We start from the raw sequence: 21,840 nt of genomic DNA, 5'->3' as shown, positions 1-21,840 counted from the left end.
TTTGTTGAAATATATGGAATATTTTGATAGTATTATCTCAGCGGTTGTTAACCGCAAATCTATTACATAAAGGAGCTGTTACAGTTATGGCAGTAATGAAGAGATTTAGAATTCCGTTTTTGGCTGTTTTTACACTTTTGTTCTCTGTCCTGTTTGCTTCTTCTCCTACCTTCGCAGCAAGCTCGGTTTCAAACTGGCACACTGTTTTAAAGGGAGAGGACACTGTAAATGTAGGCCAGAGCTTTAAAGTGGGATCTTCCGGGACTGTCACTGTTATGGTAGATCAATATGTAAAAGACACTAACGGAAATGAAGATCGTAGCCAGGCTGCTAACGTAACCTATTATCTTTACAACGTTGTAAGTGGTAAGTCCGTATCTTTCACTGTTAGTGCGAGTGTAGGAGGAGCACTTGGAGCCCCAGCTTCTAAAACCTTTACAGATGTTAATGCCGGGACATATATAATCAAAGCGCAAAATAACCTTTCGGCATCGGTGGCTACGGGTGGAAATGTCTACGTCAGCAAATAATTCGGCACCTATAAAATACCCTAGTTACATAACTGGGGTATTTTTTATCCCAAGTAAATAATTTATCAAGCCCCTAAAAGGGAATATTTATGGAATGAAAGTTAATAAAACTACCGAAAAAACTGGTGTCCGCTATTACGGCCACCAGTTTTTTTATGAAGCAATATTCATTTATCCTAGCAAACTCTATTGATCTTCACCAAATTGCGCTGAAGCACTGTTCCGCCTTCCTGTGGCGCATATGGAACATTCGTGACCCCGAACACATTAGCAATCAGTCTGCGGTCCAGAATCCGGCTTACACGGACCTCATACTTAAATCTCACATTTGAAATATCTGCGTATAAATATACAGTCTGATTCGGACCTACCTTTACCTTGCACCGCTGACTTCCAGTCGGCTGTATCTGCAATGCAACAGGCGAGCCGCTGGACCAGTCGAACACCTCCACCGTAACATTGCGACTGGTGGTCCGATTCAGGTTCACCACATCGACCAGAGCATATCTGACATTGCCCGGGCGTCGCAAGATACCTGTTGAATATATCGCTTGCTTCCGGCTCATCTATATATCCTCTCCTTTCGCTTCTATCGCTATTATTAAATGCGAGATTCGAGAAGAGGATTGTACAGTTAACCCGGGTGGCTTAATAATTTATTTACAGCTCCTGTTCCTCACCAGCCAAATGCTCCAGCCCCCAGGGTCATAATTCAGCCCGGATTTAACATGAGGTAAGCTTCCGTTAAACTCAGCCTGCTACGATAGGTAATGAACACAGCGGCTCATTTAAAGACGCGAAGATGACGCAAATTCATTTCAGACTTTAGGGGGAATCAACATGATCGCATTCATTGCCTTAACCTTTAAAGAGGGAATCCGGCAGCTGTCGGACTTCTTTGACGGACACCTGCCAGCTTATTTCTACATTTGGTGCGGAGGAATTTTCTTAGGAGTTCTCTTTCAGCTGATCCGTGAGAAGAAGGATGGGCTCTTGAAGGAAAGCTATCTTAAGCGAGCGCTGCTTGAAATCTTGTTCTTCTTCGGAGGATGGGTGCTCGCGGTTAAAATTGTACAATTCTTTACAAAAGTTATTGACGACGGCGTAGCCTCACCAAGCGAACTGATCTTCTACCAGTTGGGACTGACCCTGCTGACGCTATTCTACCTGACCCTGTTTATGGTCTACAGTATTCAGAAGAGTTCCCTCTCCAAGGACAACCAGCAAATGCTGTCCTTCGCCGCAGGATTTATCCCAGCATACCTTGCGTTTCGCGCTAGCGAACTGGTTATCTTCAAGGAGTGGGAGCTGTCGCAAACCTACATCCTCGTGCTATCCGCTGTCTTAGGCCTTGCCGGGCTCGGAATCCGGCTCGCCATGAACATGAGCGACAAGGAGGATAAGCCATCAACCGAGAATGCGGCGGAGGAAAAGGTCGTAAGCAGCAATATGATATAAGGCATAAATGGCGGCACCCTTCACGGGGTGCCGCCTAAGTTTATTTATTCCGTAATGACGCCACTCGTTCCCGTCTGCGGAATGTAGAACGACCAATGCGCGTCTCTGTATAAGCGATTGACCACGGTACGCTTGAGGGTCAGCTTCTTCGGCACTTCCCTAAGCCCTTTTACATGAAACCCCGCATCCTCTGTGGGCTGAGCAAGCTTCGTTCGATTATCCATAGTATAACCACCGCGGTAACTCACCGAATACTCCTGCCCTTTATCGTCTGTAGCCACCCACTGATCCTTCTCAAACCGGTAGCTGCTAAATGTGCCGCTGACCGGGATCACCATAACCTGTTTCCCTTCATGCTCGGGATCAGGCTCAAGTTTCATCTTCTGCAGCAGGAAGTCATCATAGTCATCCTTATAATGGACAGGCCAGGAGGCGGATGGAGCCGTATTCAGTTCAATCGTCTCCGCGCTCTTCTCCCGAATCAGATAACCATCCAGCACAAACTTAATAGGCTGCTTGTCATAAGCAAAATTATCAAACTGGAAGAACCATCGTCTCTCCCCGCTCCAGCGATCCAGCTCATAATGCCGCTGCGACTCCATGTTGGTATCCGGCTTCTCGCCAATAAGGTTCCCCGAGGCATCCTCCAAGTGAAATTCCAGTTCGTGAAAGCCGCTCTGTCCATCTTCCGCTCGCTTTGCTGCCGCCGCAGACAGCTCTGTGGTCAGCTCAAGCGAACCACCGCTTGGGGTTCGGCTGGCCCCCTGCATATGAATCTTCACACCGCCCGGTGTCTCGTAAGATTGGTCTAAGGGTGTCAGCAGGGTGAGCGATTTGGCTTTCTTCAGATCCACATCAAACTTCAGGTCCCACACCCCCTCGATGCGCTTTGTATCCATTTCACCGGTACGCATGTAGAATCCATTAATCATCGCATTGACTTGAAGCTGATCGGTCAAAACAGGCCGCATGAATGTAAAATTGATTCTCTGGACCGTGTTGTTTCCGCCTGAGCTGGTTGTATAAGGAATAAGTCCGTGCTCGCCTCTCTGCTTATCAAATATCGTATATTCCGACGTCAGACCTTCAAGAGACACGGGGTTCCCCTTCGCATCCGCAGCTTCAATGCCGATCACAAGCCGGGTAGAATCCGCAATGACCTCATTGACCTTGAGCGTGTACCCCTGGTCCTCGGCACTGACCCCTGAAATCTGAACCAATCCGGCGTCCTTGACCTGCTCCATGCCTTTATCAATATAGCTCCCCTGGGCAAAAAGCGAACGCACCATGTCTGCAAGGGTAGGCTGCGTATAGAGCAATACACCGCCTGCAAGCAATATGATCGCCGCAGCCCCGCTCCAGACCTTGCGCCGAGCAGTACGCTCTTTCTTCCGCTGCCGCGCTGCCTGGACTGCGATGGAGGAGGCCCCCTCCAGGTCAGCCGCTTCCTTCAAGGCGTGAGCAATGGGCTCAGACAATACAGCAGATAGAGTAGGCTCCTGGGTCAACGCCTCCGCCATGAGGCCGCTTCTCTTCGCCCCTTCCCCTTCCGACTCTATCTGAGCACCCTCAAGAGCCCGCATCACACGGTTCGTAAAATCACTGTCCAAACTCTCTTCGAAGAGCGCCTCCTCCCAGGCTCGGTCATTGCTTGTGACCTGACCTGCTCGCTTCTTAAGATCGGCTTTCTTTATTCTTGTACGATCCCAGGAATTCATAGCCGTGTCCCTCCTTCGCTCTTAGCATTTTGCGCAGACGATCTTTCGCACGATACACCACATTGGTCACCTTCCGCACAGACATGCCGGTCATCTCGGCGATTTCCTCATGGCTGAGCTGATTCGTGTACCGCAAGATCAGCACTAGCCGGTAATGGTCGGGCAGACTCTCCAGCAGGCGGTCCAGCTCGGACCGCAGCTCCTTCTGCAGCAGCTTGGATTCCGGCGTCTCCGATTCACTTCGCTCTTCCTGTGAGCTTGCATCCAGCCTTTTCCTCTGTCCGCGGTCTTTCTGCAGATTGATGGCAATCTTATAAATCCAGCCCGCAAAGCTCCGATCCGGACGATGCGAAGCCAGCTTGCGGTAAGCCTTGACCAAGGTCTCCTGGGTCAGGTCCTCCGCATCTGCCTCGGATGAACCCATCCTGCGAAATAGCCCATACAGCTTATTCTGATAACGCTGGACAATCTCTGCATACGCCTGTTTGTCACCACCCAGTACCTGTTCAATAATAGAATAATCATCAGTTAGCCCCACTTGCTCCCCTCCTCTTAGGGTGTGGCATGTTCATTTATGTCACTACTAAGACTGGCGTTCATCCGCTTTTCTCTCACTTATTCTGGACATTAATCTAAAAACCCGCAAGCAGCCCTATTTCCTCAAAGCCTCTCACGGGTCAGACAGGCGGATCCGTAGATTACGGAGTAGCACTTTCAGTCTGGTGCGATCTCCCTTTTCTCGTTATGAGAAATGGAACCTATCAAAGCACATTAGCAATAGGCACGAAATAATAGATCTTATTCCCGGCAATACAAGAAGCCGCCCCCAGTAGTTAACACCTACTGAAGGCGGCCCTGTACCTCTATGCTATTCGATCTTTACGCCTTGAAGTCCAGTACCAGCACATTGACAGAATGCGCAGGCAGATTCAGAAGAATGGAGCCTCCATCAAGCTGTACAAACTGCTCGCTAGGCACGACCTTCTCATCGTTCTTCTTGTTCACGTTCGGCACCCGCACCAGGGAAGCGTCCGCTGTCAAAGTGATCAACTTCGCGGATGGCGCCACCTCCAGCGCCTCCAGCTCCAGCTGGGTCGCCTTATCTACAGCGTCCGCATTGACCAGCTTCACATAGACATGCTCGTTGTCGCAGGTCACCGAGTTGAACACGTCACGGTTATACGCTTCAAGCTTGTAGTCCAGCACTTTGCTCGTTGTCTGCCCGTCCGTATAGGAGCAGATCAGACTGCCTCCCGTCTCGCCACCGTAATTCACCGTAATCGTGTATTCCGTATTGTCCGAGAGCTTTTCATAATTGGCGGCTCTCATGTTACCGGCCGCCGTACTGGACGAGTAATCGCCCAAAGTATAGCCCTCGACTCCCTGCTTATAAACCTTCACGCCGGTAGCGTTGCCGCCATAACCGATGGCATATTCGATAACGTCCTTGTTATCCGGCGTAATATCCGTAAGGCCTGCACCTACATAGAAGCCATCAACGCCGGACATCCGGGTTGCTACGACCTCTACCTTGTAGTTGGTCCAGCTGTCGTTCAGGATATACAAGCCGTTCAGGCCGCTCTCCTGTGCCTTCAAGACTAGCCCCTTCTCCGCATCGATCGTATAGCCTGCAGATCCAGGAATGGTCTGCCATGCCGGATTCAGCTCTTGTGTAAAGTCTTGGTCCAGCAGGATGCTGCCATCCTTGTTCGAGGTGACCGTGACGCGCTTCACGGCCACTTCCGCTTGGCCTGTAGCAATCTCAATGCCGCCGTAAGGAATCAGCTCCACCTTCTTGCCGTGGCGATACGTCGAGAAGGAAGTGCTTAGCACCTTGGTGCCCAGATATTTGGCATACAGCTGCTGCACATAGTAGTTCGGCGTGAACCATACCGTCTCATCGTCGAACCAGATGCAGTCCGGCGTCCAGCGGTAGGTGCCGTCGGTCAGCACCTTGTTGAACAACGGCGCGTAAGCGGCGAGCCGCACGACATCGGCGTTGTTCTCAAAGCCGGTCATTACGGCCGCCTCAGCAACCGCGCCTGCCAGTGTATTTTTATCCGTGGAAGCATACTCACCTACGAATACCTTGGAAGTCTTCTTCCAATCTATGCTGCCATCCCTGTTATAGGCTCTATAGTAATAATTGTAACGATCTACGTTATTCAGCAAATAATCATTGGAACGGTAATAGTGCTCATCCGCAATCGTATCCATATAGTCCTTCTGCTTGCCGTACCAGGTTACCGTCTCTTCAATAACCTTCGTACCGTCTGCAAAAGCAACCTTCGCGGACCCGGTCATGTTCCCGCTGAGGAACTTCCAGCCTTGCTGATAAGCATCGTCATCGGCCTGCGCGCCAACCGTTGAGATAATGTGCAGCTCATAGCCAGGGTAGTTCTTCTCCATGTATTCATCAATGGATGTCTTGAAGACTTCAAAGTTCGCGAAGAATTCAGTGCCCCAGTTCTCATTACCTACGCCCAGATAGCGAAGATCAAACGGTGCTTCATGACCCATGGACTTCCGCATCGCTGCCCACTCGTTGTTCTCGAAGTCTGTGCTGATCGCAAAGTCAATGAGATCGGTAAAGTTCTTAATATAGTAATCTCTAAGCGCTCCGCCAGCCGGATGAGCATAGTCCGAACGCGCCTGGCACAGCACACCGCAGGCCATGACCGGAAGGGGGGCGGCATTCAGGTCTTCCGCCAGCTGGAAGTATTCCATATAGCCAAGGCCCATGGTCATCATATAGCCCCAGACGTTGAAATTCTCCTTGCGCAGCTCAATTTGGCCAACAGACTCTTTCCAATCGTAGACGTTCTCCCAGATAAATGATCCTTCGGAGATACATCCGCCAGGGAAGCGCAGGAACTTCGGATGCAGGCCCACCAAGGCATTCACCAGGTCTTTTCTCAGGCGGTAGTTCGGGTTGCCCAGGTAGTTGGCATGCGCTGACTGCGAGCGCTCCTCTTCCTCCGCACCCCATACGTCACGCGGCATCAGGGATACCATATCCATGGAGATTTCGCCGCTGAAGGTAAGGACAAGCTGTCCAAGCACTGTCTTATTACCGGTTAGCACCAGCTGGGATTCCACTCCGTATTTCTTCCAGGTGCCTCCGCCTTCCACCTCTACGGTTACCGAGTCGCTGATCGCATGGCCTTCCGAGTCTTCCAGCTGAAGGGTAATGGTGCCCGCCGACTCCGCCTTTGCCCAGATCGTGAAGTCATACTTGGAACCCTCCACAATCGACATAGCGCAGTGCTGGTTGCTGTCAGCAAAGCCCTTGTTACGGATCGTCGCCCCATCCGCTACCGTCACGTAATAAGCGTTCACGTCTCTGTCTGTAATCCCGAAAAATTCATTCAAGCCCCCGCTGTTCTTCGGCGTCATCTTGTCGGTATCGCCCGACCAGGCGAACAGCGGCTCGCGGTTCCGGCCTGTGGAACAGCCGCATTCACCGGATGCATGATTATACGTATCAAATGCAAAGGATTCGAAGGAACGGTTCTGTACCAGCTCCGCATAAATTCCGCCATCGGCTGCATTGTTAATATCCTCATAGAACAGCCCATACATGACCTCGCTGACATCCAGCGCATCCTTGCCGCCATGAATGGTCAGCGTATAAGGCGGCAGCTCCTTCGGCAGCACCGAAATCTGGAAGCTTCGCTCAATGGAGCTTGTGCCCCGAGTCAGCACCGCTGTTACGGTTACGCCGTGCGCTGACGTAATGGCCTGCACCTGGCCGCTATTCGATAAAACCTCCGGATGGCTGGACTTCCAGGCCACCCGCACTTTGCCGCCCATCAGTGAAGTTGGCAAGGACAGATCCTTGGTTACCACCAGGGTCGGGAAGGTCAAATATTTATCTCTGGCCAGCTTCACGACCTCTTCATCGGTCAGTGATTCACACATGACATCGATGACTTCGTCCATGGATAAGCCTGCCTTATAAATACGGAAGTCTGACAAAGCACCGGCAAAGTCCGAGTCCACTTCGAACTGAGAGTGTCCAATATAGTTGCTGCTGTAATTGGAAGAGTCTGCAAAGGTTTCGAACCATCTGCGCAGCTTAGCGTAATTGCCGCTTGACGTCTGGCTGATCATTCCGTCGGCCATCAGTTCACCATTGACATAAAGCGTGGCGCCTGCGCTGCTTAGGGTACCGCCTTTCGTACCGAGCACAGAGATCGCTACATGCATCCATTCATCGCGCACGAAGCCTCTTCCCGGGTCCACGGACAATTCCTCGCCAGCAAAGAGGGTGCCCCGCAGGTTTCGGTTCAGGAAAAGATAAGGTGAGCCGTCTCCTCCTCCAAAGTCAAAAATCCGTTCCCACATATCAGAGCCATTGCCGAAGTTCACCCACGCCGTCACCGTTACACCGGTGTTATCGCTTACATCTTTAAGTAAATCCGCCGGCAGCTGAATATAAGAAGTACCGCTCTTGCCGCCTGCAAAAGTAACCGCAGTTCTGCCGCCCAGCTCTGACACTACAGGCGGAGTCTTCCCTGCTAGGGTGCCGTCCTGTCCCTGGCCTGAGCTGTCCTTAGCAACATGGCTTGCATCGTCGAACCTGTAATGTGCAATCAATTCATTTCGGAAAGTGGTCATGGTCATTCTCCTATACTTCATTAATATAATTATTAATAAATTAACATAATTGCATCTTATATAGCTATACTAACCTATTCCGCGTCTCTTTTTCAACCAGGGATCATGACTATTTTTGAAAATTAAACTTAATCAATAAGTCAGCCGTATTGCCTATCTATGTCATTGACAGTAGAACCCGGTGGTCTTTTATAATAAGTAGGCTCAGGGTACCTGGGCAAATCTGAATTTTATCAAGGAGTTCTGTTCATGTGGTTTGCATTTGCTCTATTAACGGCCCTAGCTTGGGGAGCCGCCGATTTATTCTATAAGAAGGGCAGCGATCCGGACGACCGATTCAGCCATATTCGCATTGTAATCATGGTCGGGCTGGTCATGGGGGTTCATGCCACCGGCTACATGCTGTTCAAAGGGCTCGACTTTCACCCGGCCGATATGATGCGCTACCTCCCCGTATCGGCACTTTATATCCTATCTATGGCCATCGGTTATATTGGCCTTAGGTATATTGAGCTGTCCATCGCTTCTCCGGTGCAAAATTCCTCCGGGGCGGTCACTACGCTGCTCCTGTTCATCTTCTTCACCCACACACTGAACGTCATTCAAATCCTTGGCATCACCATCATTACCGCAGGTGTGATTGGCATTGCGGTGCTGGAGAAGAGGTCTGAACAAGGCGCCCTGCAGGCGAATCTAACCCAGGCGGATAAGAAGTATCAGATTGGCTTCATGGCCATTATGTTCCCAATTCTCTACTGCATTATTGATGGACTCGGCACGTTTGCGGATGGCATTTATCTGGATGAGCTGAAGCTCATTCAAGAGGACGCTGCCTTGCTTGCCTATGAATATACCTTCTTCATCTGCGCTGTACTGGCCTATGCCTACCTTCGGATCGTGCGCAAGCAATCCTTCAATCTTTTTCACGAGCGTGTAAAAGGATATGCAGCTATATTTGAGACAACCGGGCAGTTCTTCTATGTCTTCGCCATGTCGAGCAATGCAATTATCGCAGCTCCGCTGATCGCATCCTATAGCATAGTCTCCGTTATCCTCTCTCGGATCTTCCTGAAGGAGAGACTGAACAAGGTGCAGTATGCCGTGATCGTGTGTGTCATTATAGGGATCGCGTTGCTTGGGATCGCTGACGAACTGTAACTCAGCTCTAATAGAAGGCTTATAGCTTATAGCAAACAGCCTCTGAAGCTACTGGATGGCCTAACGGCTCAACCTGTAACTTCAGAGGCTGTTTCGTACAGTTCTCTAATTTGTTTCGTAAAACCGGCGCTCACGATTCACAATAGTTATACTATTTTTATCCTTGGTAGTATATGATATGAATGGATCTTTTGTCCTATTCATTCAGTATCAACTAGGCATCAAGGATCACAACAACTAGAAGGAGCACATAGCAGAATGAACGCACAGCTTAGAAGACTTCCCCTAGCTGGCTTAGTGGCGATTAGCCTGCTGGCCAGCGGCTGTCAAAGCCAGGAGAACCAGAACAATAACCAGGGAACAACAGCATCCACCTCACAGAAGCAGGGAAGCCAAGCTTCAGAAAAAGAAACCAAGAAGGCTTCAGACCAGCTAGATTTTGAAAATCTGACCATAGGCTATCAAGACGGCACGATCACCCCAAATCTGTTCGCCGTAGAAACCAAGCAGGCTGTAATTCTGTCCGATGACAAGAATCTGCGTTGGGACGCCAAGAATCCTGACGACACCAACTATCTGCTCGATTCCGCCGAGGGAGAGTATGGCAACATCACCCTGATCGGGATGGATCAAGATTGGATCTACTATCTTAACAATTCAAAGCTATGGAAGGTAAGACCCCATGAGAAGCCTCAGCCTATCACACTTTCGGATGGGAAGGAACACATCATCATTGAGGCACTGGTCTATAACGGCAAGCTGTATTTCATCTCCAAAGACGAGGTCGGCATTCGGGCCAAGCAGGACCTGCTGCTCGTAGCCAATGTGGATGGCAGCAATGTCAAAATGCTGTCCGATGACGGCAGAGCCGCACTTCATTTCAACCTGGCGCACGATACCCTGTACTACTCTTCCGAAGAAACCATGCAGAAGGATAACATGTACGCTATTAATATTAATGACCCTTCCTACACCCGGAAGCTGCTGTTTGACGGCATTCATCTCAGTAACTTCCAAGTGGACGGGGACACCATTTACTATACAGAGAATTCGAGGCTCTACAAACGGAGCACTTCTGGAAGCAATATCGTGCAGCTGAATGAGGAACCCGTAGGCCAGTTTCTGATTCATAACGGCAAGATCTTCTATGACCGGGATGGTCAACTTTACTGGATGAACAAGGACGGCTCTTATCCGCGGCAACTGATGGGAGAAGCGCAGGACTCCTCTCAACCGTTCAGGTATATCCGGTTCGGAGTTACCTCCACGGAAGCTTATACCTTCCAGCCTGACCAGGCTGGGAAATATACCCTCCATGTTCGTGAACTAGCGCTGGAAGAGAAGGTGCCCGATGCCCAGGAGACCCCAGGTGCCACCGATTATGTCGATGATTCTTCCCTGGAGGACCTCAACAAGCTGTACGATCAGCTGTCCAAGGACAAGAAGGCTATTCGTATTGGAGAGCTTCAGACACAGGAGTCACAGATTACCGGAGGAAACGAAGTATTCTCCAGTGAGCGTCTGCTCGGTGCGGCCAAATGCCTGGTCTTCGGCCTGACTTATCCAGATGAGGAGACCTTGCGCGGCCTGGTTCAAACCGATCGTGTACTTAACCAGCTCAAAGAATACACAGCTGTCTTCCAGATGGCCAACGAGTACGATCACGGATACTCTCAATACTCGATACAGCCGGAAGATGACACCTCCGTTACAATCAAGGGCGGAACGATAACGGCTAACGCCACCTTCTTCCAGGTTGGCGGCAAATACTATTTGAAGAATATGAAGGTATCCCAGCTGGTTGTGAATACCAACCACTGATTTCGTCATAAGAAAGTGAAGGCCTGCTTATTTCGGCGGGCCTTCTTTTTATATCGCTGTAACATAGAAAAATCCCGTCCCCCTATATTGGATACATCTTGAATGATCTGCTACCATCAAGATATCCGTATATTGGAAGGGGAATTGGTGATATGGGATCTCATCTTATTACAGATCCAACAGACCAGGCACAGCTTAGCCTGGATTACCTTCAGCGCTGCCTGATCAGAGCAGGGAAGCTGCCTAATAGCAATCAAATTGCGAGCTTCACCATTCAGCCCTTGGAGGCTAAGAACTCCACTGTGTATAAGATCTCACTGCAATATCAGAATGCAGGCACCGGGCTTCCGAACAGTCTGATTCTTAAGCTATGCCAAGGCCCCTTCGGGAGCTCTGAAGTTCACTACTATACCAGGGACTATGCTGGTTTGGCGGATGCACCCATCCCCTATTGCTATGACGCTGTTTATGAACACTCCGGTTATCATTTGCTTCTGGAAGATCTATCTTCCACGCATCAGAATGGCTGGGAAGTCCAGCCTACATTAGAATACGGGCAGGCTTGTGCCCGCGCTGCCGCCAAGCTGCACAGCTATTACTGGGGGACTCGCCACAAGCAGGATCCAGGCTATGCCTCCATGAGCTCCGATCAGATTCACCGGTATCTGTCCTATATGCAGCAAGGACTGGCCCCTATCCTACAGGCTCTGCCGGAAAGTGAATATGAGGAATACCGCAGCATGATTCAGCAGGTATTTCACGATCTGCCGAAGGCCATGCTGCGAAGACAGGAGACATTCCCAGACCAGGGAACCCTGGTTCATGGCGACTTGAATCCTGGCAACATCCTGTCCTCCAAGGCAACAGACAAGGAGATCTATCTGATTGATCGGCAGCCTTTCGATTGGTCTCTAACGAGCTGGCTGGGCCCAAGCGATCTATCCTATATGATGGTCCTCTGGTGGGAGCCTGCCCTTAGACGGCAATATGAAACTGCCGTTTTGAAAGCCTACTACGAACAGCTAGTTCAGCTTGGAGTCACAGACTATTCCTGGGAGTTACTGCTCCTTGACTACAAGCTATCTGCCATGCAGTGCTTCTTCGTGGCAGCCCAGTGGTGCATCCAAGAACAAGAACGGATAGAGATGCGATGGCTATGGTTCCGAGAGTTGGAGCGGACAGCCGAGGCCTACCGAGATTTGAATGGTCCTGCTCTGCTCAAGAATTAGCGCTGCCAGCGTCCTAAACTTCAAATAACGGTATTCGAGTAGTCGTCCAACAAGCAAAGGCGCCTGATCCAGGCGCCTTCCTTTACTTCATATAAGTCTTAACCAATTCATAACATCGCTCTCTAGTCAGCTCTGCTTGTGTTGAGACCCGCGCGAACGATTCCAGAGTCCCCCCCTCATTATCCGATGCGGCCTCCTCAGCCTGGTCATCCCGATGTTTGATCCACTTAAGCTGCTCCTGCTTCAGCTTCGCCATCTCTTCCTTGGACAGCTGCTTCTTCAGCGCTCCATATATCTCATTAAGCGCCTTATCCCAGCGCTTGTACCTCTCTGCAGCAGCTTCGTTCATTTCTACCATATCTCCAGCGTCCAACTCTTCCAGGTCGGAAAGGCTGTTCTCCACGTCTTCCAGCTTCTGAAGATAAGCCTGCTTAGTCTTTACTTGCGAGGAGTTTGACTGTGCTTTAGAGTCGCCTTTGCTTTTGCTAGTGCTTTTGCTAGTGCTTTTGCTAGTGCTTGTACTTGTGCCTGTATCGGCTCCAGCTCCAGCTTCCCCTTCCCCAGCCGATGCTGCGGAATGCTGTGTGCTATCATGCTCATTGCCTGTAACCGGCTTGTTCGTTGCATCTGCCGGTTCAGCCGGTTGTTCTTCTGTTACATGAAGGCTGCCATTCTGGCTGCCGCCCGCCTGGTCTTGGTTCGCACCCTCCTGCACTCTACCCGGTTCCGGCCAGGTGCTCTCGCTATCCTTGGAGCTCTTGCATCCGGTCAGGACAATGCAAGCTATCATCAATAAAAATCCCAGCTTCTTCATTGGATCACCTCATGTATACAGACGGCCTCAACGTTTGAATGTTGCGATAAATTACCTAATTACTCCTTAAATGGTGAATGGTCCAGCCTCCTTCTGTACAGACTTATAAAGTAAAAAAACTATCTTTATGGAGGGTTCGCACAATCATGAACACACTTGGTGCACACGAGGTTCTGGAATTGCATGAAGTTTTGAACGAGACGATCCAAGGATTGAACACCCTGCAGCTGTATCGCCCCTTTGCTAGAGAAGGACAGCTGCAAACCATGATCAACAACCATTTCAATGCATGTACCATGGAGTACAATAACATGGTGCAGCTGGCACATTCGTTAGGGGCCTCCCAAGCCATGCCGCAGCGTATGCAAAAAAACATGGTCAATGTTAGACCGTTTGCCACCAACTCGTTCCAGCCTATGTACGGTCTGCACCAGCCGCAGACTCAAGCCCCTGTGCAGAACACTGATCAGATTGACGATGCGGACGTGGCCCTCTGTCTTGTAGGCTGCCATAAGCAATCCGCTAACATGAAAATGAAAGCCACGCTTGAGATGGCCCATCCGGTGCTTCGCCAAACCATGCAGGCGGCTGCCAACAAAGCTGCAGATATGGCTTATGAGGCTTTTCAATACGCTAATCAAAAAGGGTACTATCAAGTTCCAACCCTCAAAGATACAACTATGAATACCTATATTCATGCCTATGGCACAACCCCGGCGGGAACTCCTGTAAGAAGCGACAACTATTATATGTAATGCTGCAAAAAAGAACCCCTTGCTGCCTGCAAGGACAGAAAGGGGTTCTGATTCATCTTCAATTGATTCTTAGACCTACCGGATCACGATACCCATCCAAATAATGATCAATCGGCTTTAGCCCGGTCCCGTCATTTTTCACCCGATAGACCTTGCTGTACACCGTATAATAGACATTATCTCCAAGCTCCTGCACATTCAGAATGCGTCTCCAATAAGAAGAGAAATCGAGATCAATATTAACTAATTGCTTCTTGGCCCCGGTCGCCGTGTTCACTTTGTATAATGCTTGAGAAGAACCAACCAGGTACTGATCCTCTTCTGTAAAATAAATATTTCCCTTACTGCCTGCAAATATGCTTCCACCCAGCTTTCCTAGCTTGCAGACCACTCTCTTGTTCGAACCGTCCAAGTTCATTTCCTTAACCGTCTTGGAACGGTGGTCCAGGTAATAGATCTTGTTATTGGAAATCACAGATTCAAGGATATCCTCATTTCCGCTTAGCTTTGTCTTCTTCCCTCCGCCTAATGTGATCCGGTACAAAACCCATCCTTTATTCTCATAATGCCCATAATAGATCCAATTATCATGAACATAATAGAGATAACAGTCTTTCCCCGTAATCCGGGTCTTCTTCCCGTTATAAATCGTATAGATAGCCTGGTCAGCATCATCCCCTTGGTCCGTAAACCAAATTTGGTCATTCCTAATATAAGCCTGATCTCTTAAGAAATACCCCTTACCAATTACCTTGCGGTCCGAGAGGTTGTTCTCATTAACTCTAGTAATGTTATGGTTAGGATTCAGAAAGTACAGATAACCGCCTCCAACGGCCTGTAGAGAATCATATTCCTGAATATTCGGCTTCAGGGTTTTCACATAGCTCCCATCCAGACTTACCTTATGAATCATATAATTGTTTGGCTGGTAATTATTATATTCAAGATAATAGTACCCGTTGACTATATCCACCACTCTATTAGAGCCGTCATTAATGATCTCCGTATCATCCCTCGCCAACTCCTGATAAGTATAAGTTCCATCGGAATATATATTCAGCAGCTGTTCACCGCCTGTATAGATAAGATACGGCTTCAGCTCCTTCGCAAGCTTGGTAAGCGTGCTGTCCGTGAGGGTCTTAGGCTCGTTGCTGATGACGATAATGCCGTTCTTTGCATACAGCTTCTTATGGAACACATCCTCCACTACAGCTCTCAAAGGCAGATACGTGGTTCCGTTTACTGTTTTACTTGCTGTATTCATGGCTGTCTTCTTCTCATTTATGTATAGTACGGAATCACCCACCTTGGTTCTGGCTGTATTGCCGCCTGCTTTAATGGTGATTTCTTTGCTCTTAGCATTGTAGGTCAGGCTGCCGCCGAGTTGATCCGCTACAAACCGCAGTGGAATTAGTGTGTTTCCCTTATCTGCAATAGGGACAATGCTCTGGTCTTTGTTATCAATTCGAGCTGGCTTGCCGTTGATATAAGCTTTGGAGCTGTCGATCGCTAAGACAATAGAATCCTTAATCTCATTGGTCACACTATCCTCAGCCGCTGTTGCTGTAAATCCTGGACCCAGACTGCCAAGCAGCAAAGCTGAGATGAGAACTACCTTTTTTAACATCCCTTTCCCTCCCATTTTCCAAAAAAGTACCTCAGCAGATCATAACGATATATTGTTTGGCCTCCAGCCCCCTTCGAATCCCTCTTTCTAATAATTAGCATTAACATTGTAAAAAAATGACTGTTAGGAAGCCATCCTCCTTACCATATAAATTCATAGTTATAAATGACTATTTATTAACTCAGCTTTCGTAGCAAGCAGTCGCAAACAAGCCTTCATGTTACTGGACTAAGCTGTAATTAGCCTTCTCCATATTAACCAATTTATTGCATATGCTATCGAATAGCGGTTGATGCTCTATAAAGATACAGATTTTATCTTTCAGCATATCTTGAAGTAGCACTTCTATTATTGATTTGCTCTCATCATCGACATTGCTTAAAAATTCGTCAAAAAGGAACACATCCGCATTGCGAATTAAGGCTCTTGCAATGGCAATTTTCTGAATTTGACCACCTGATAGGTTAACCCCATTCTCACCGACAAGCGTATCGTCCTTTAATTCTAACGTTTGAATAAAGTCTGCTAAATTAACGGCATCTAAGATTTTTGAATATTGCTGTGGATCAACATCATAATGACAAATTATATTGTTTTTAATACTGTCATTAAATAAATGGATTTTTTGAGATACCGTACTGATTCTATTCCTTAGCGAATCTCTTGTTATATCATTGATATTCATACCATTTACCAAGATCCTTCCATCATCAACGCGATATAAACCTAGCAAGAGTCTTAACAAAGTTGTTTTTCCAGAGCCGTTTTTACCCGTTATTAAAATCTTATCGTTCGCCTCAATCGTCAAATTCAGATCCTCTATAATGAGATTGGGATGGTTAGCATATTTAAAATTTAAGTTTTCGATCGTTATCGTTCTGATTTCATCGATGGGGAGTTTACAATTCATTTCCTCCTCCTCAACCTCGTAAAAAAATGTTTCAATTCTCTTAAAACTGATCATAGTAGGTTTCAAATGAACGAAGACTGTTGTAATCGATTGAATGCTGCCGCATAAAATTGGAATGTACATAGAAAACATCATGTAGGTACCTAGTGAAAGATGATGAAACACGACGAAATAACCGCAAACCAATAAAATTAAGACGCTTACGATATTATTTAATCCCGACGAAAAAACAGAACTTATTGAAAAAACATTCGCTTGCTTAATTTGAAATGTCTTTAGCCCAGTTACAATCTCACTCAATTCCTTCGACTTATCCTCTTCTAAAGATAAGGTCTTAATTTCTTCGACTCCTTTAATCGCTTGTACAACTTTCCCTTGCAAGACGGAGTTTTTTTCGAACACGTTCTTGGAATAACCAGTCAGTTTGCTGTTACAATATTTGGGCACTATTATAAATAGCGGGATTATGACCGTGAAAAGTAATGTAATCTTGTAATCTGTAATAATTAAAATCGTATATACACCAAGAAACTGGAATACACCAATAACGGATTGTAGAACTGTAAGCGACAATATCGAGCTCAATTGGTTCACTTCATTTAAACGGCTTAGTATATACCCGCTTTCCTTATCTTTAAAAAAATCCATTGGCATTTTCAAAATCTTTACTAACAATTCCTTGTATATTTCAGATAAAACATTCTGCGTAACCTTTATATTCAGATTATTAGAAATATAGGTTAAAGCCCCGTTTAAGATATAAGTTGCACACAGCATAACAACACTGATGAAGATATATCTAAAATTCTCAACCATTATCCCTTTATCAAATATGTTCTTAGTTAATATTCCAGGTACAATGCTAAGTAGTGTAATCATAACCAGCAATATAAAACAAACAATTAATTTAGTCTTGTGTTCCCATACATGCCGAACCAAATAATTTTTATCCACTTTTATCCAACTCCCCTACTATTACCTCTACATAAGTTGAACTTAAAAATTACCAAAGGATAAGATTGTGAAATGATTCTGAAGAAGCGAATTAAGAGATCTGGGACGGCTACCGTAAATCAATAGTTCAACTTATACAGTATAGTAAATTACTTTTTATTCCATTCGTAAAGAAATATACCTATTGATTCATATAAACTTCATACTTTTACAAAATATGCTCTCCTAGTAATTTAATATTAAAACTTCGATTCAAGGTGCAGAAAAGGACAGAACCCAAGCGCAATCAAGTGAATTAGTGGCACACTTATGAATTGCCCAATAACGGGAATGATGATATTTATCCAAACCGGCTGTAAAGGAGAACCATCTCATGCACTATAAATTCCCTTACTTGTCCAGAAAACTTGTAAGCGAGGATTCTCATAACCGTATGCTCATGGAGACTATCTGGGGGCAGAACTTCGGAGTCGACAATCCTACCGGCCAGATCCGACAGGTGCTCATGCATCGCCCAGGTCATGAGATCACCAAGCTGCATGAGCAGAGCGGACAGATTGAATCAGGGCCGCTGCTGCTTCACCAGATTAAAGGAAATACCCACAATAATTCCCCATCAGAGCTGCCCGACCCCGCGCTGGTCAAGGCACAGCACAAGGCCTTGACCCGTGCGCTTGAGAAGGAAGGAGCCGAGATCGTCTACCTGGAAGGACAAACGGATCCCTGGCCGGAAGCGATGTTCACCCGGGACCTCGGAATGATGATTCCAGGCGGGGTCATCCTGTCCCGCTTCACTCTGTACATCCGCTATGGGGAGACGAGGCTCGCCGAGCAGACGTTTAGCCGCTTTGGCGTACCGATTCTGGGCACCGTTCAGGGAGGTGGCTTCGCAGAAGGCGGCAGCTTTATCATGCTGGACAAGCATACGGCCGTGATCGGCCGGTCGGAGCGGGTAAACCCGGAGGGCATTCAGCAGATCAAGCAGATCCTCTCCATCCAGAACATTGAACTCATCGCAGTGGAGCTCCCGGCATCGATCATTCATTTGGATGAAGCCTTCCTGATGGTTGATCAGAATAAGGCTCTGGTGAACATTGCCCTGCTGCCTTTCTGGTTCCTGGACGGGCTTCATCAGAGGCATATCGAAATGCTTCACGTCGATCCTAGAGACCCGGCCCTTGCCATAAACGGACTCGCTGTAGCTCCTGGGCGAGTGCTGTTCTCCAGCAGCGGGAAATACACAATGGACCTGCTGTCACACCATGGGATTGAGGTGATTCCTGTAGATATATCCGAAATCGAGAAGCTGGGCGGGGGCATTCACTGCTGCACCCTGCCACTCCTTCGAGATTCGCTGCTCTAGACCATAACAAAAAAAGCGAATCACGCCGCCTGTCAGCCGCGTGATTCGCCCGATGTTGTTAACCTCAGATTATAGCTTCTTGAATTCAATCCAGTCGATCTGAAGACCTGGCTTCATGTGATCCAGCTTCACCTCGTAAAGCCCCGTCTCAAGTTCAACCTTCACAAGCTTCTGGGTCATCCAGCGCCCATCCGTCCCATTCGTCTGAACTGTCGTAACCAGCTGTCCGTTCAGTGACAAATTACATGCGCTCTGGGCCAGCTCACTGCCTTGCGACATGAGATTCACGAAGACCCGATATACTCCGGGCTGTACTACGTTCATCAGAGCCGAATCAGCGGTTAACTTGATCTGATTCTGTTCAGCCAAGCCTTGAGCCTGCTCCGCCTTCAGAGCTGCATTAGCTTTGAAGACCTGCACATGTTCCTCGATCACCTGATCCCGGGAGAACACAGGGGCCTCCATGAGGAAGTTACAAATATTCATCGCTGAGCGCTGAAGCTCCCCACGGGTTAAAGTGCCGTTCTCTAGAGATTCCAGTGTATTGTCTCCCCACACATTGGTCTCTGCACCATAGTTTGCCACGACCATATATAGATCATTCTGTGCGCGAACCATCCAGTTCATATATTTCCTGTCCGCAGGCCCTCCATGTACCACATCGTTCATCACGGCCCACCAATCGGTCATAACAATACCCTTAAAGCCCCATTCCCCGCGAAGAATGGTCGTATTCAAATCATAGTTGGAAGCCGCCCAATGCCCGTTAACAGGGTTATAAGAAGTCATGACGGAACGAGCATCGCCCTGCTTCACGGCGATCTCAAAGCCCTTCAGATAAATCTCCCGCAGCGCGCGCTCGGAGACAATCGCATCCACCTTGCTCCGGTATTTCTCCTGATTATTGCAGGCGAAATGCTTCAGCGTCGCATGGGAGCCGCCCTTCCGAATGCCGCGGGTGCAGGCTGCGGCAAATACGCCGGATACATACGGGTCCTCTGAGAAATATTCGAAGTTCCGCCCATTCAGCGGGCTCCGGCGAATATTGAGACCCGGCCCAAGCAGGGTGTCGATCTGATTCCTTACCAGCTCCCGGCCCTCCATCACATAGAGCTCTTCAACCAAATCCACGTTCCAGGTGGCAGCAAGCAGGGTACCAATAGATACCTGGGTAGCCTTCTCCCCGCTGTCCATCCGAATTCCGGATGGTCCGTCCGCCGTACAGCCCACCGGGATGCCGTAGCCAAGCAGCTGGTCGCTTACGCCGCCAAAAGCCGAGGCCGTTCCCGACGTAACAAGAGGGCTGCTCATCCCTTCGCCGCGAACAATCGCGGCCAGATCTTCATCACTAAGCTGAGCGATGAAGGCCTCCAGGCTCACTTTGCCCGCAGCCACATCCTTGAGCTTATAACCGCGGTCGCCGGTTTGCTCTAAGCTCTGCGGCAGCCGGCTGTTGATCCGCTCCTCCATCGAAACCTTCTGCAGCGGCACCTCTGTGAAGGTTAGCTCATAGGTGCCATCCTCCTTGCGCGCACCCGGCTTCATCCGGGTGAAGCTCTCCGTCGGCGCCAGCGCCTCTTCCAGCTGCTCCACCACTTGAAGCTCTTCCACCACGTAGCCGGGTTGTCCGTCTACACTGACAAGCGCGGCATTCTTCACACTGCTGCCCGCATAGACCTTGTATGTCCCCGCTTCTAGCACATAGGCGGACCGGTGGCCCGTTACACCGCCATCATCATAAGAAGCCATAGCTCTTACAGGGAAACTGATCGTCAGACGCTCCGACTGTCCCGGCTGCAGCAGGCCGGTCTTCCCGAACGCAGCCAGTGCTCTGGCCGGCTGGCCCAGCTTGCCTTGCGGCGCTTCCACATAGACCTGAACAACTTCCTTGCCTGCAAAGGTGCTGCCCGTGTTTTTTACCGCAACAGTCACTTCAATATATAGTTCTCCGTCTCTGGTAGTCAGCTTGGCCTCTTCAGGCTCCACACTGAACTCCGTATAAGACAGGCCAAACCCGAATGCGAACTGCACCTTATCCGGGCAGAACGTCTCGAAATACCGGTAGCCCACATAAATATCTTCTTGGTAGAAATTTTTGAATTCGTTCCCGTAATTGCGGGTCGATGGATAATCCTCAATGGAATAGGCAATGGTATCGGTTAATTTACCGCTTGGCGTCACCTCTCCGGCAAGCACATCGGCAATGGCATTTCCCCCCTCCATGCCGCCATGCCAGGCGTAGATAACGCCCGCAATCGGGTGTACGTAATCGGCAGCACTCAACCAGCTCATATCCACAATATTGGATACATTCAGCACAACCACGGTCTGTTCGAAATGCCGGGTGACTGCCTTCAGCATCGCCTTCTCGTCTTCGGTCAGCAGATAGCTTCCCGGCTCAATGGCATTATCTTGATCTTCACCTGCTGTCCGTCCAATGACTACAACAGCTTTATCGGACTTGCTTCTGGCCTCTGCAACCAGCTCATCCGTCAAGGGCATTTCCTTCTGATGCCACGGCTCTGCGGCCCATCCGCCTCCGCCATTATCAAATGGATTCTGCTCAATCCATTTCTCGTATACTGCGGCCAGTTCCTCATTGACCTTAATGCTCTTCTTATCCCGCAAGCCGCCGAGCAGATGGGTTGTATACGCCACATGCACGCTGCCCCCTGATCCCGTACCGCTTCGATAATAATTCACCTGGGTTCTGCCAAAAATCGAAACGCTTTCATCATTTCGAATGGGAAGCACCTGGCCTTCATTCTTCAACAATACGGCACCCTCTGCTGCTACCTTTCTGCTGAACTCTGGAAACCCTTCCAATGGAATTCCAATTTTCTCTATACTCATCTACTCATCCTCCAAATCTTTCCTGTATTT

General features: G+C 48.7%; 15 protein-coding genes. 7 read left to right on the top strand and 8 right to left on the bottom strand.

All coding sequences use genetic code 11. The features are described 5' to 3' along the window. The first annotated feature begins 86 nt into the window (after positions 1-86). Positions 87-530, top strand: a complete 444-nt coding sequence (locus tag DCC85_RS01350; protein WP_108463956.1) for a hypothetical protein — start codon at positions 87-89, stop codon at positions 528-530. Positions 531-706: 176 nt separating this feature from the next. On the opposite strand, the gene DCC85_RS01345 is transcribed toward DCC85_RS01350, so the two are convergent. After that, positions 707-1,096: a hypothetical protein gene (locus DCC85_RS01345; protein WP_108463955.1), complete on the bottom strand. Its 390-nt coding sequence runs from the start codon at positions 1,094-1,096 to the stop codon at positions 707-709. A gap of 274 nt (positions 1,097-1,370) precedes the next feature. Here DCC85_RS01345 and DCC85_RS01340 point away from each other — a divergent pair, with 274 nt between their 5' ends. Next, positions 1,371-1,988, top strand: a complete 618-nt coding sequence (locus DCC85_RS01340) for a DUF5823 family protein (protein ID WP_108463954.1) — start codon at positions 1,371-1,373, stop codon at positions 1,986-1,988. Positions 1,989-2,032: 44 nt separating this feature from the next. Here the strand turns inward: DCC85_RS01340 and DCC85_RS01335 are convergent, their stop codons facing one another. From DCC85_RS01335 to DCC85_RS01325, 3 genes are all read right to left on the bottom strand, one after another. Further along, complete coding sequence (locus DCC85_RS01335) at positions 2,033-3,706, bottom strand: DUF4179 domain-containing protein (RefSeq protein ID WP_108463953.1); 1,674 nt, start codon at positions 3,704-3,706, stop codon at positions 2,033-2,035. Beyond that, positions 3,663-4,244: an RNA polymerase sigma factor gene (locus DCC85_RS01330; RefSeq protein ID WP_108463952.1), complete on the bottom strand. Its 582-nt coding sequence runs from the start codon at positions 4,242-4,244 to the stop codon at positions 3,663-3,665. The genes DCC85_RS01335 and DCC85_RS01330 overlap by 44 nt, the downstream gene beginning before the upstream one ends. A 341-nt stretch (positions 4,245-4,585) precedes the next feature. Next, positions 4,586-8,326: an alpha-L-arabinofuranosidase C-terminal domain-containing protein gene (locus tag DCC85_RS01325; RefSeq protein ID WP_108463951.1), complete on the bottom strand. Its 3,741-nt coding sequence runs from the start codon at positions 8,324-8,326 to the stop codon at positions 4,586-4,588. 249 nt (positions 8,327-8,575) lie between these two features. Here DCC85_RS01325 and DCC85_RS01320 point away from each other — a divergent pair, with 249 nt between their 5' ends. From DCC85_RS01320 to DCC85_RS01310, 3 genes are all read left to right on the top strand, one after another. Next, the gene (locus tag DCC85_RS01320; protein WP_108463950.1) at positions 8,576-9,484 is read left to right on the top strand and encodes a DMT family transporter; all 909 of its coding nucleotides are present in this window, start codon (positions 8,576-8,578) and stop codon (positions 9,482-9,484) included. A 258-nt stretch (positions 9,485-9,742) separates the two neighbouring features. Then, the gene (locus tag DCC85_RS01315) at positions 9,743-11,305 is read left to right on the top strand and encodes a DUF5050 domain-containing protein (RefSeq protein WP_108463949.1); all 1,563 of its coding nucleotides are present in this window, start codon (positions 9,743-9,745) and stop codon (positions 11,303-11,305) included. 152 nt (positions 11,306-11,457) lie between these two features. Next, positions 11,458-12,534, top strand: coding sequence for a phosphotransferase family protein (locus DCC85_RS01310; RefSeq protein WP_108463948.1), 1,077 nt, complete (start codon positions 11,458-11,460; stop codon positions 12,532-12,534). Positions 12,535-12,616: 82 nt separating this feature from the next. On the opposite strand, the gene DCC85_RS01305 is transcribed toward DCC85_RS01310, so the two are convergent. Continuing rightward, positions 12,617-13,348: a lysozyme inhibitor LprI family protein gene (locus DCC85_RS01305; RefSeq protein WP_108463947.1), complete on the bottom strand. Its 732-nt coding sequence runs from the start codon at positions 13,346-13,348 to the stop codon at positions 12,617-12,619. A gap of 146 nt (positions 13,349-13,494) precedes the next feature. Between DCC85_RS01305 and DCC85_RS01300 the strand changes: the two genes are divergently transcribed. Further along, the gene (locus DCC85_RS01300) at positions 13,495-14,103 is read left to right on the top strand and encodes a spore coat protein (protein ID WP_108463946.1); all 609 of its coding nucleotides are present in this window, start codon (positions 13,495-13,497) and stop codon (positions 14,101-14,103) included. A 58-nt stretch (positions 14,104-14,161) separates the two neighbouring features. Here the strand turns inward: DCC85_RS01300 and DCC85_RS01295 are convergent, their stop codons facing one another. Together DCC85_RS01295 and DCC85_RS01290 are read right to left on the bottom strand one after the other, a co-directional pair. Next, on the bottom strand, positions 14,162-15,730 hold the full coding sequence (locus tag DCC85_RS01295) for a DUF5050 domain-containing protein (RefSeq protein ID WP_159081732.1): 1,569 nt from the start codon (positions 15,728-15,730) through the stop codon (positions 14,162-14,164). Between the two features lie 220 nt (positions 15,731-15,950). Further along, the gene (locus tag DCC85_RS01290; protein ID WP_108463944.1) at positions 15,951-17,594 is read right to left on the bottom strand and encodes an ABC transporter ATP-binding protein; all 1,644 of its coding nucleotides are present in this window, start codon (positions 17,592-17,594) and stop codon (positions 15,951-15,953) included. A 373-nt stretch (positions 17,595-17,967) separates the two neighbouring features. Between DCC85_RS01290 and DCC85_RS01285 the strand changes: the two genes are divergently transcribed. Next, positions 17,968-18,957: a dimethylarginine dimethylaminohydrolase family protein gene (locus DCC85_RS01285; RefSeq protein WP_108463943.1), complete on the top strand. Its 990-nt coding sequence runs from the start codon at positions 17,968-17,970 to the stop codon at positions 18,955-18,957. Between the two features lie 69 nt (positions 18,958-19,026). Here DCC85_RS01285 and DCC85_RS01280 read toward each other — a convergent pair whose 3' ends face one another. Further along, a complete protein-coding gene (locus DCC85_RS01280; protein ID WP_108463942.1) occupies positions 19,027-21,810 on the bottom strand; it encodes a glycoside hydrolase family 3 C-terminal domain-containing protein in 2,784 nt (927 codons plus the stop codon). Between the last annotated feature and the right edge of the window lie 30 nt (positions 21,811-21,840).

The organism is Paenibacillus sp. CAA11, from assembly GCF_003060825.1.
Classification (GTDB): Bacteria; Bacillota; Bacilli; order Paenibacillales; family Paenibacillaceae; genus Fontibacillus.
Note: the sequence above shows the minus strand (reverse complement) of the source record. Positions and strands in the feature narration are given on the sequence as shown.

Bases quoted from the DNA above. Each gene is read 5' to 3' on its own strand.
- DCC85_RS01350 (WP_108463956.1), top strand. From the start codon at position 87: ATGGCAGTAATGAAGAGATTTAGAATTCCGTTTTTGGCTGTTTTTACA.
- DCC85_RS01345 (WP_108463955.1), bottom strand. From the start codon at position 1,096: ATGAGCCGGAAGCAAGCGATATATTCAACAGGTATCTTGCGACGCCCG.
- DCC85_RS01340 (WP_108463954.1), top strand. From the start codon at position 1,371: ATGATCGCATTCATTGCCTTAACCTTTAAAGAGGGAATCCGGCAGCTG.
- DCC85_RS01335 (WP_108463953.1), bottom strand. From the start codon at position 3,706: ATGAATTCCTGGGATCGTACAAGAATAAAGAAAGCCGATCTTAAGAAG.
- DCC85_RS01325 (WP_108463951.1), bottom strand. From the start codon at position 8,326: ATGACCACTTTCCGAAATGAATTGATTGCACATTACAGGTTCGACGAT.
- DCC85_RS01320 (WP_108463950.1), top strand. From the start codon at position 8,576: ATGTGGTTTGCATTTGCTCTATTAACGGCCCTAGCTTGGGGAGCCGCC.
- DCC85_RS01315 (WP_108463949.1), top strand. From the start codon at position 9,743: ATGAACGCACAGCTTAGAAGACTTCCCCTAGCTGGCTTAGTGGCGATT.
- DCC85_RS01310 (WP_108463948.1), top strand. From the start codon at position 11,458: ATGGGATCTCATCTTATTACAGATCCAACAGACCAGGCACAGCTTAGC.
- DCC85_RS01305 (WP_108463947.1), bottom strand. From the start codon at position 13,348: ATGAAGAAGCTGGGATTTTTATTGATGATAGCTTGCATTGTCCTGACC.
- DCC85_RS01300 (WP_108463946.1), top strand. From the start codon at position 13,495: ATGAACACACTTGGTGCACACGAGGTTCTGGAATTGCATGAAGTTTTG.
- DCC85_RS01295 (WP_159081732.1), bottom strand. From the start codon at position 15,730: ATGTTAAAAAAGGTAGTTCTCATCTCAGCTTTGCTGCTTGGCAGTCTG.
- DCC85_RS01285 (WP_108463943.1), top strand. From the start codon at position 17,968: ATGCACTATAAATTCCCTTACTTGTCCAGAAAACTTGTAAGCGAGGAT.
- DCC85_RS01280 (WP_108463942.1), bottom strand. From the start codon at position 21,810: ATGAGTATAGAGAAAATTGGAATTCCATTGGAAGGGTTTCCAGAGTTC.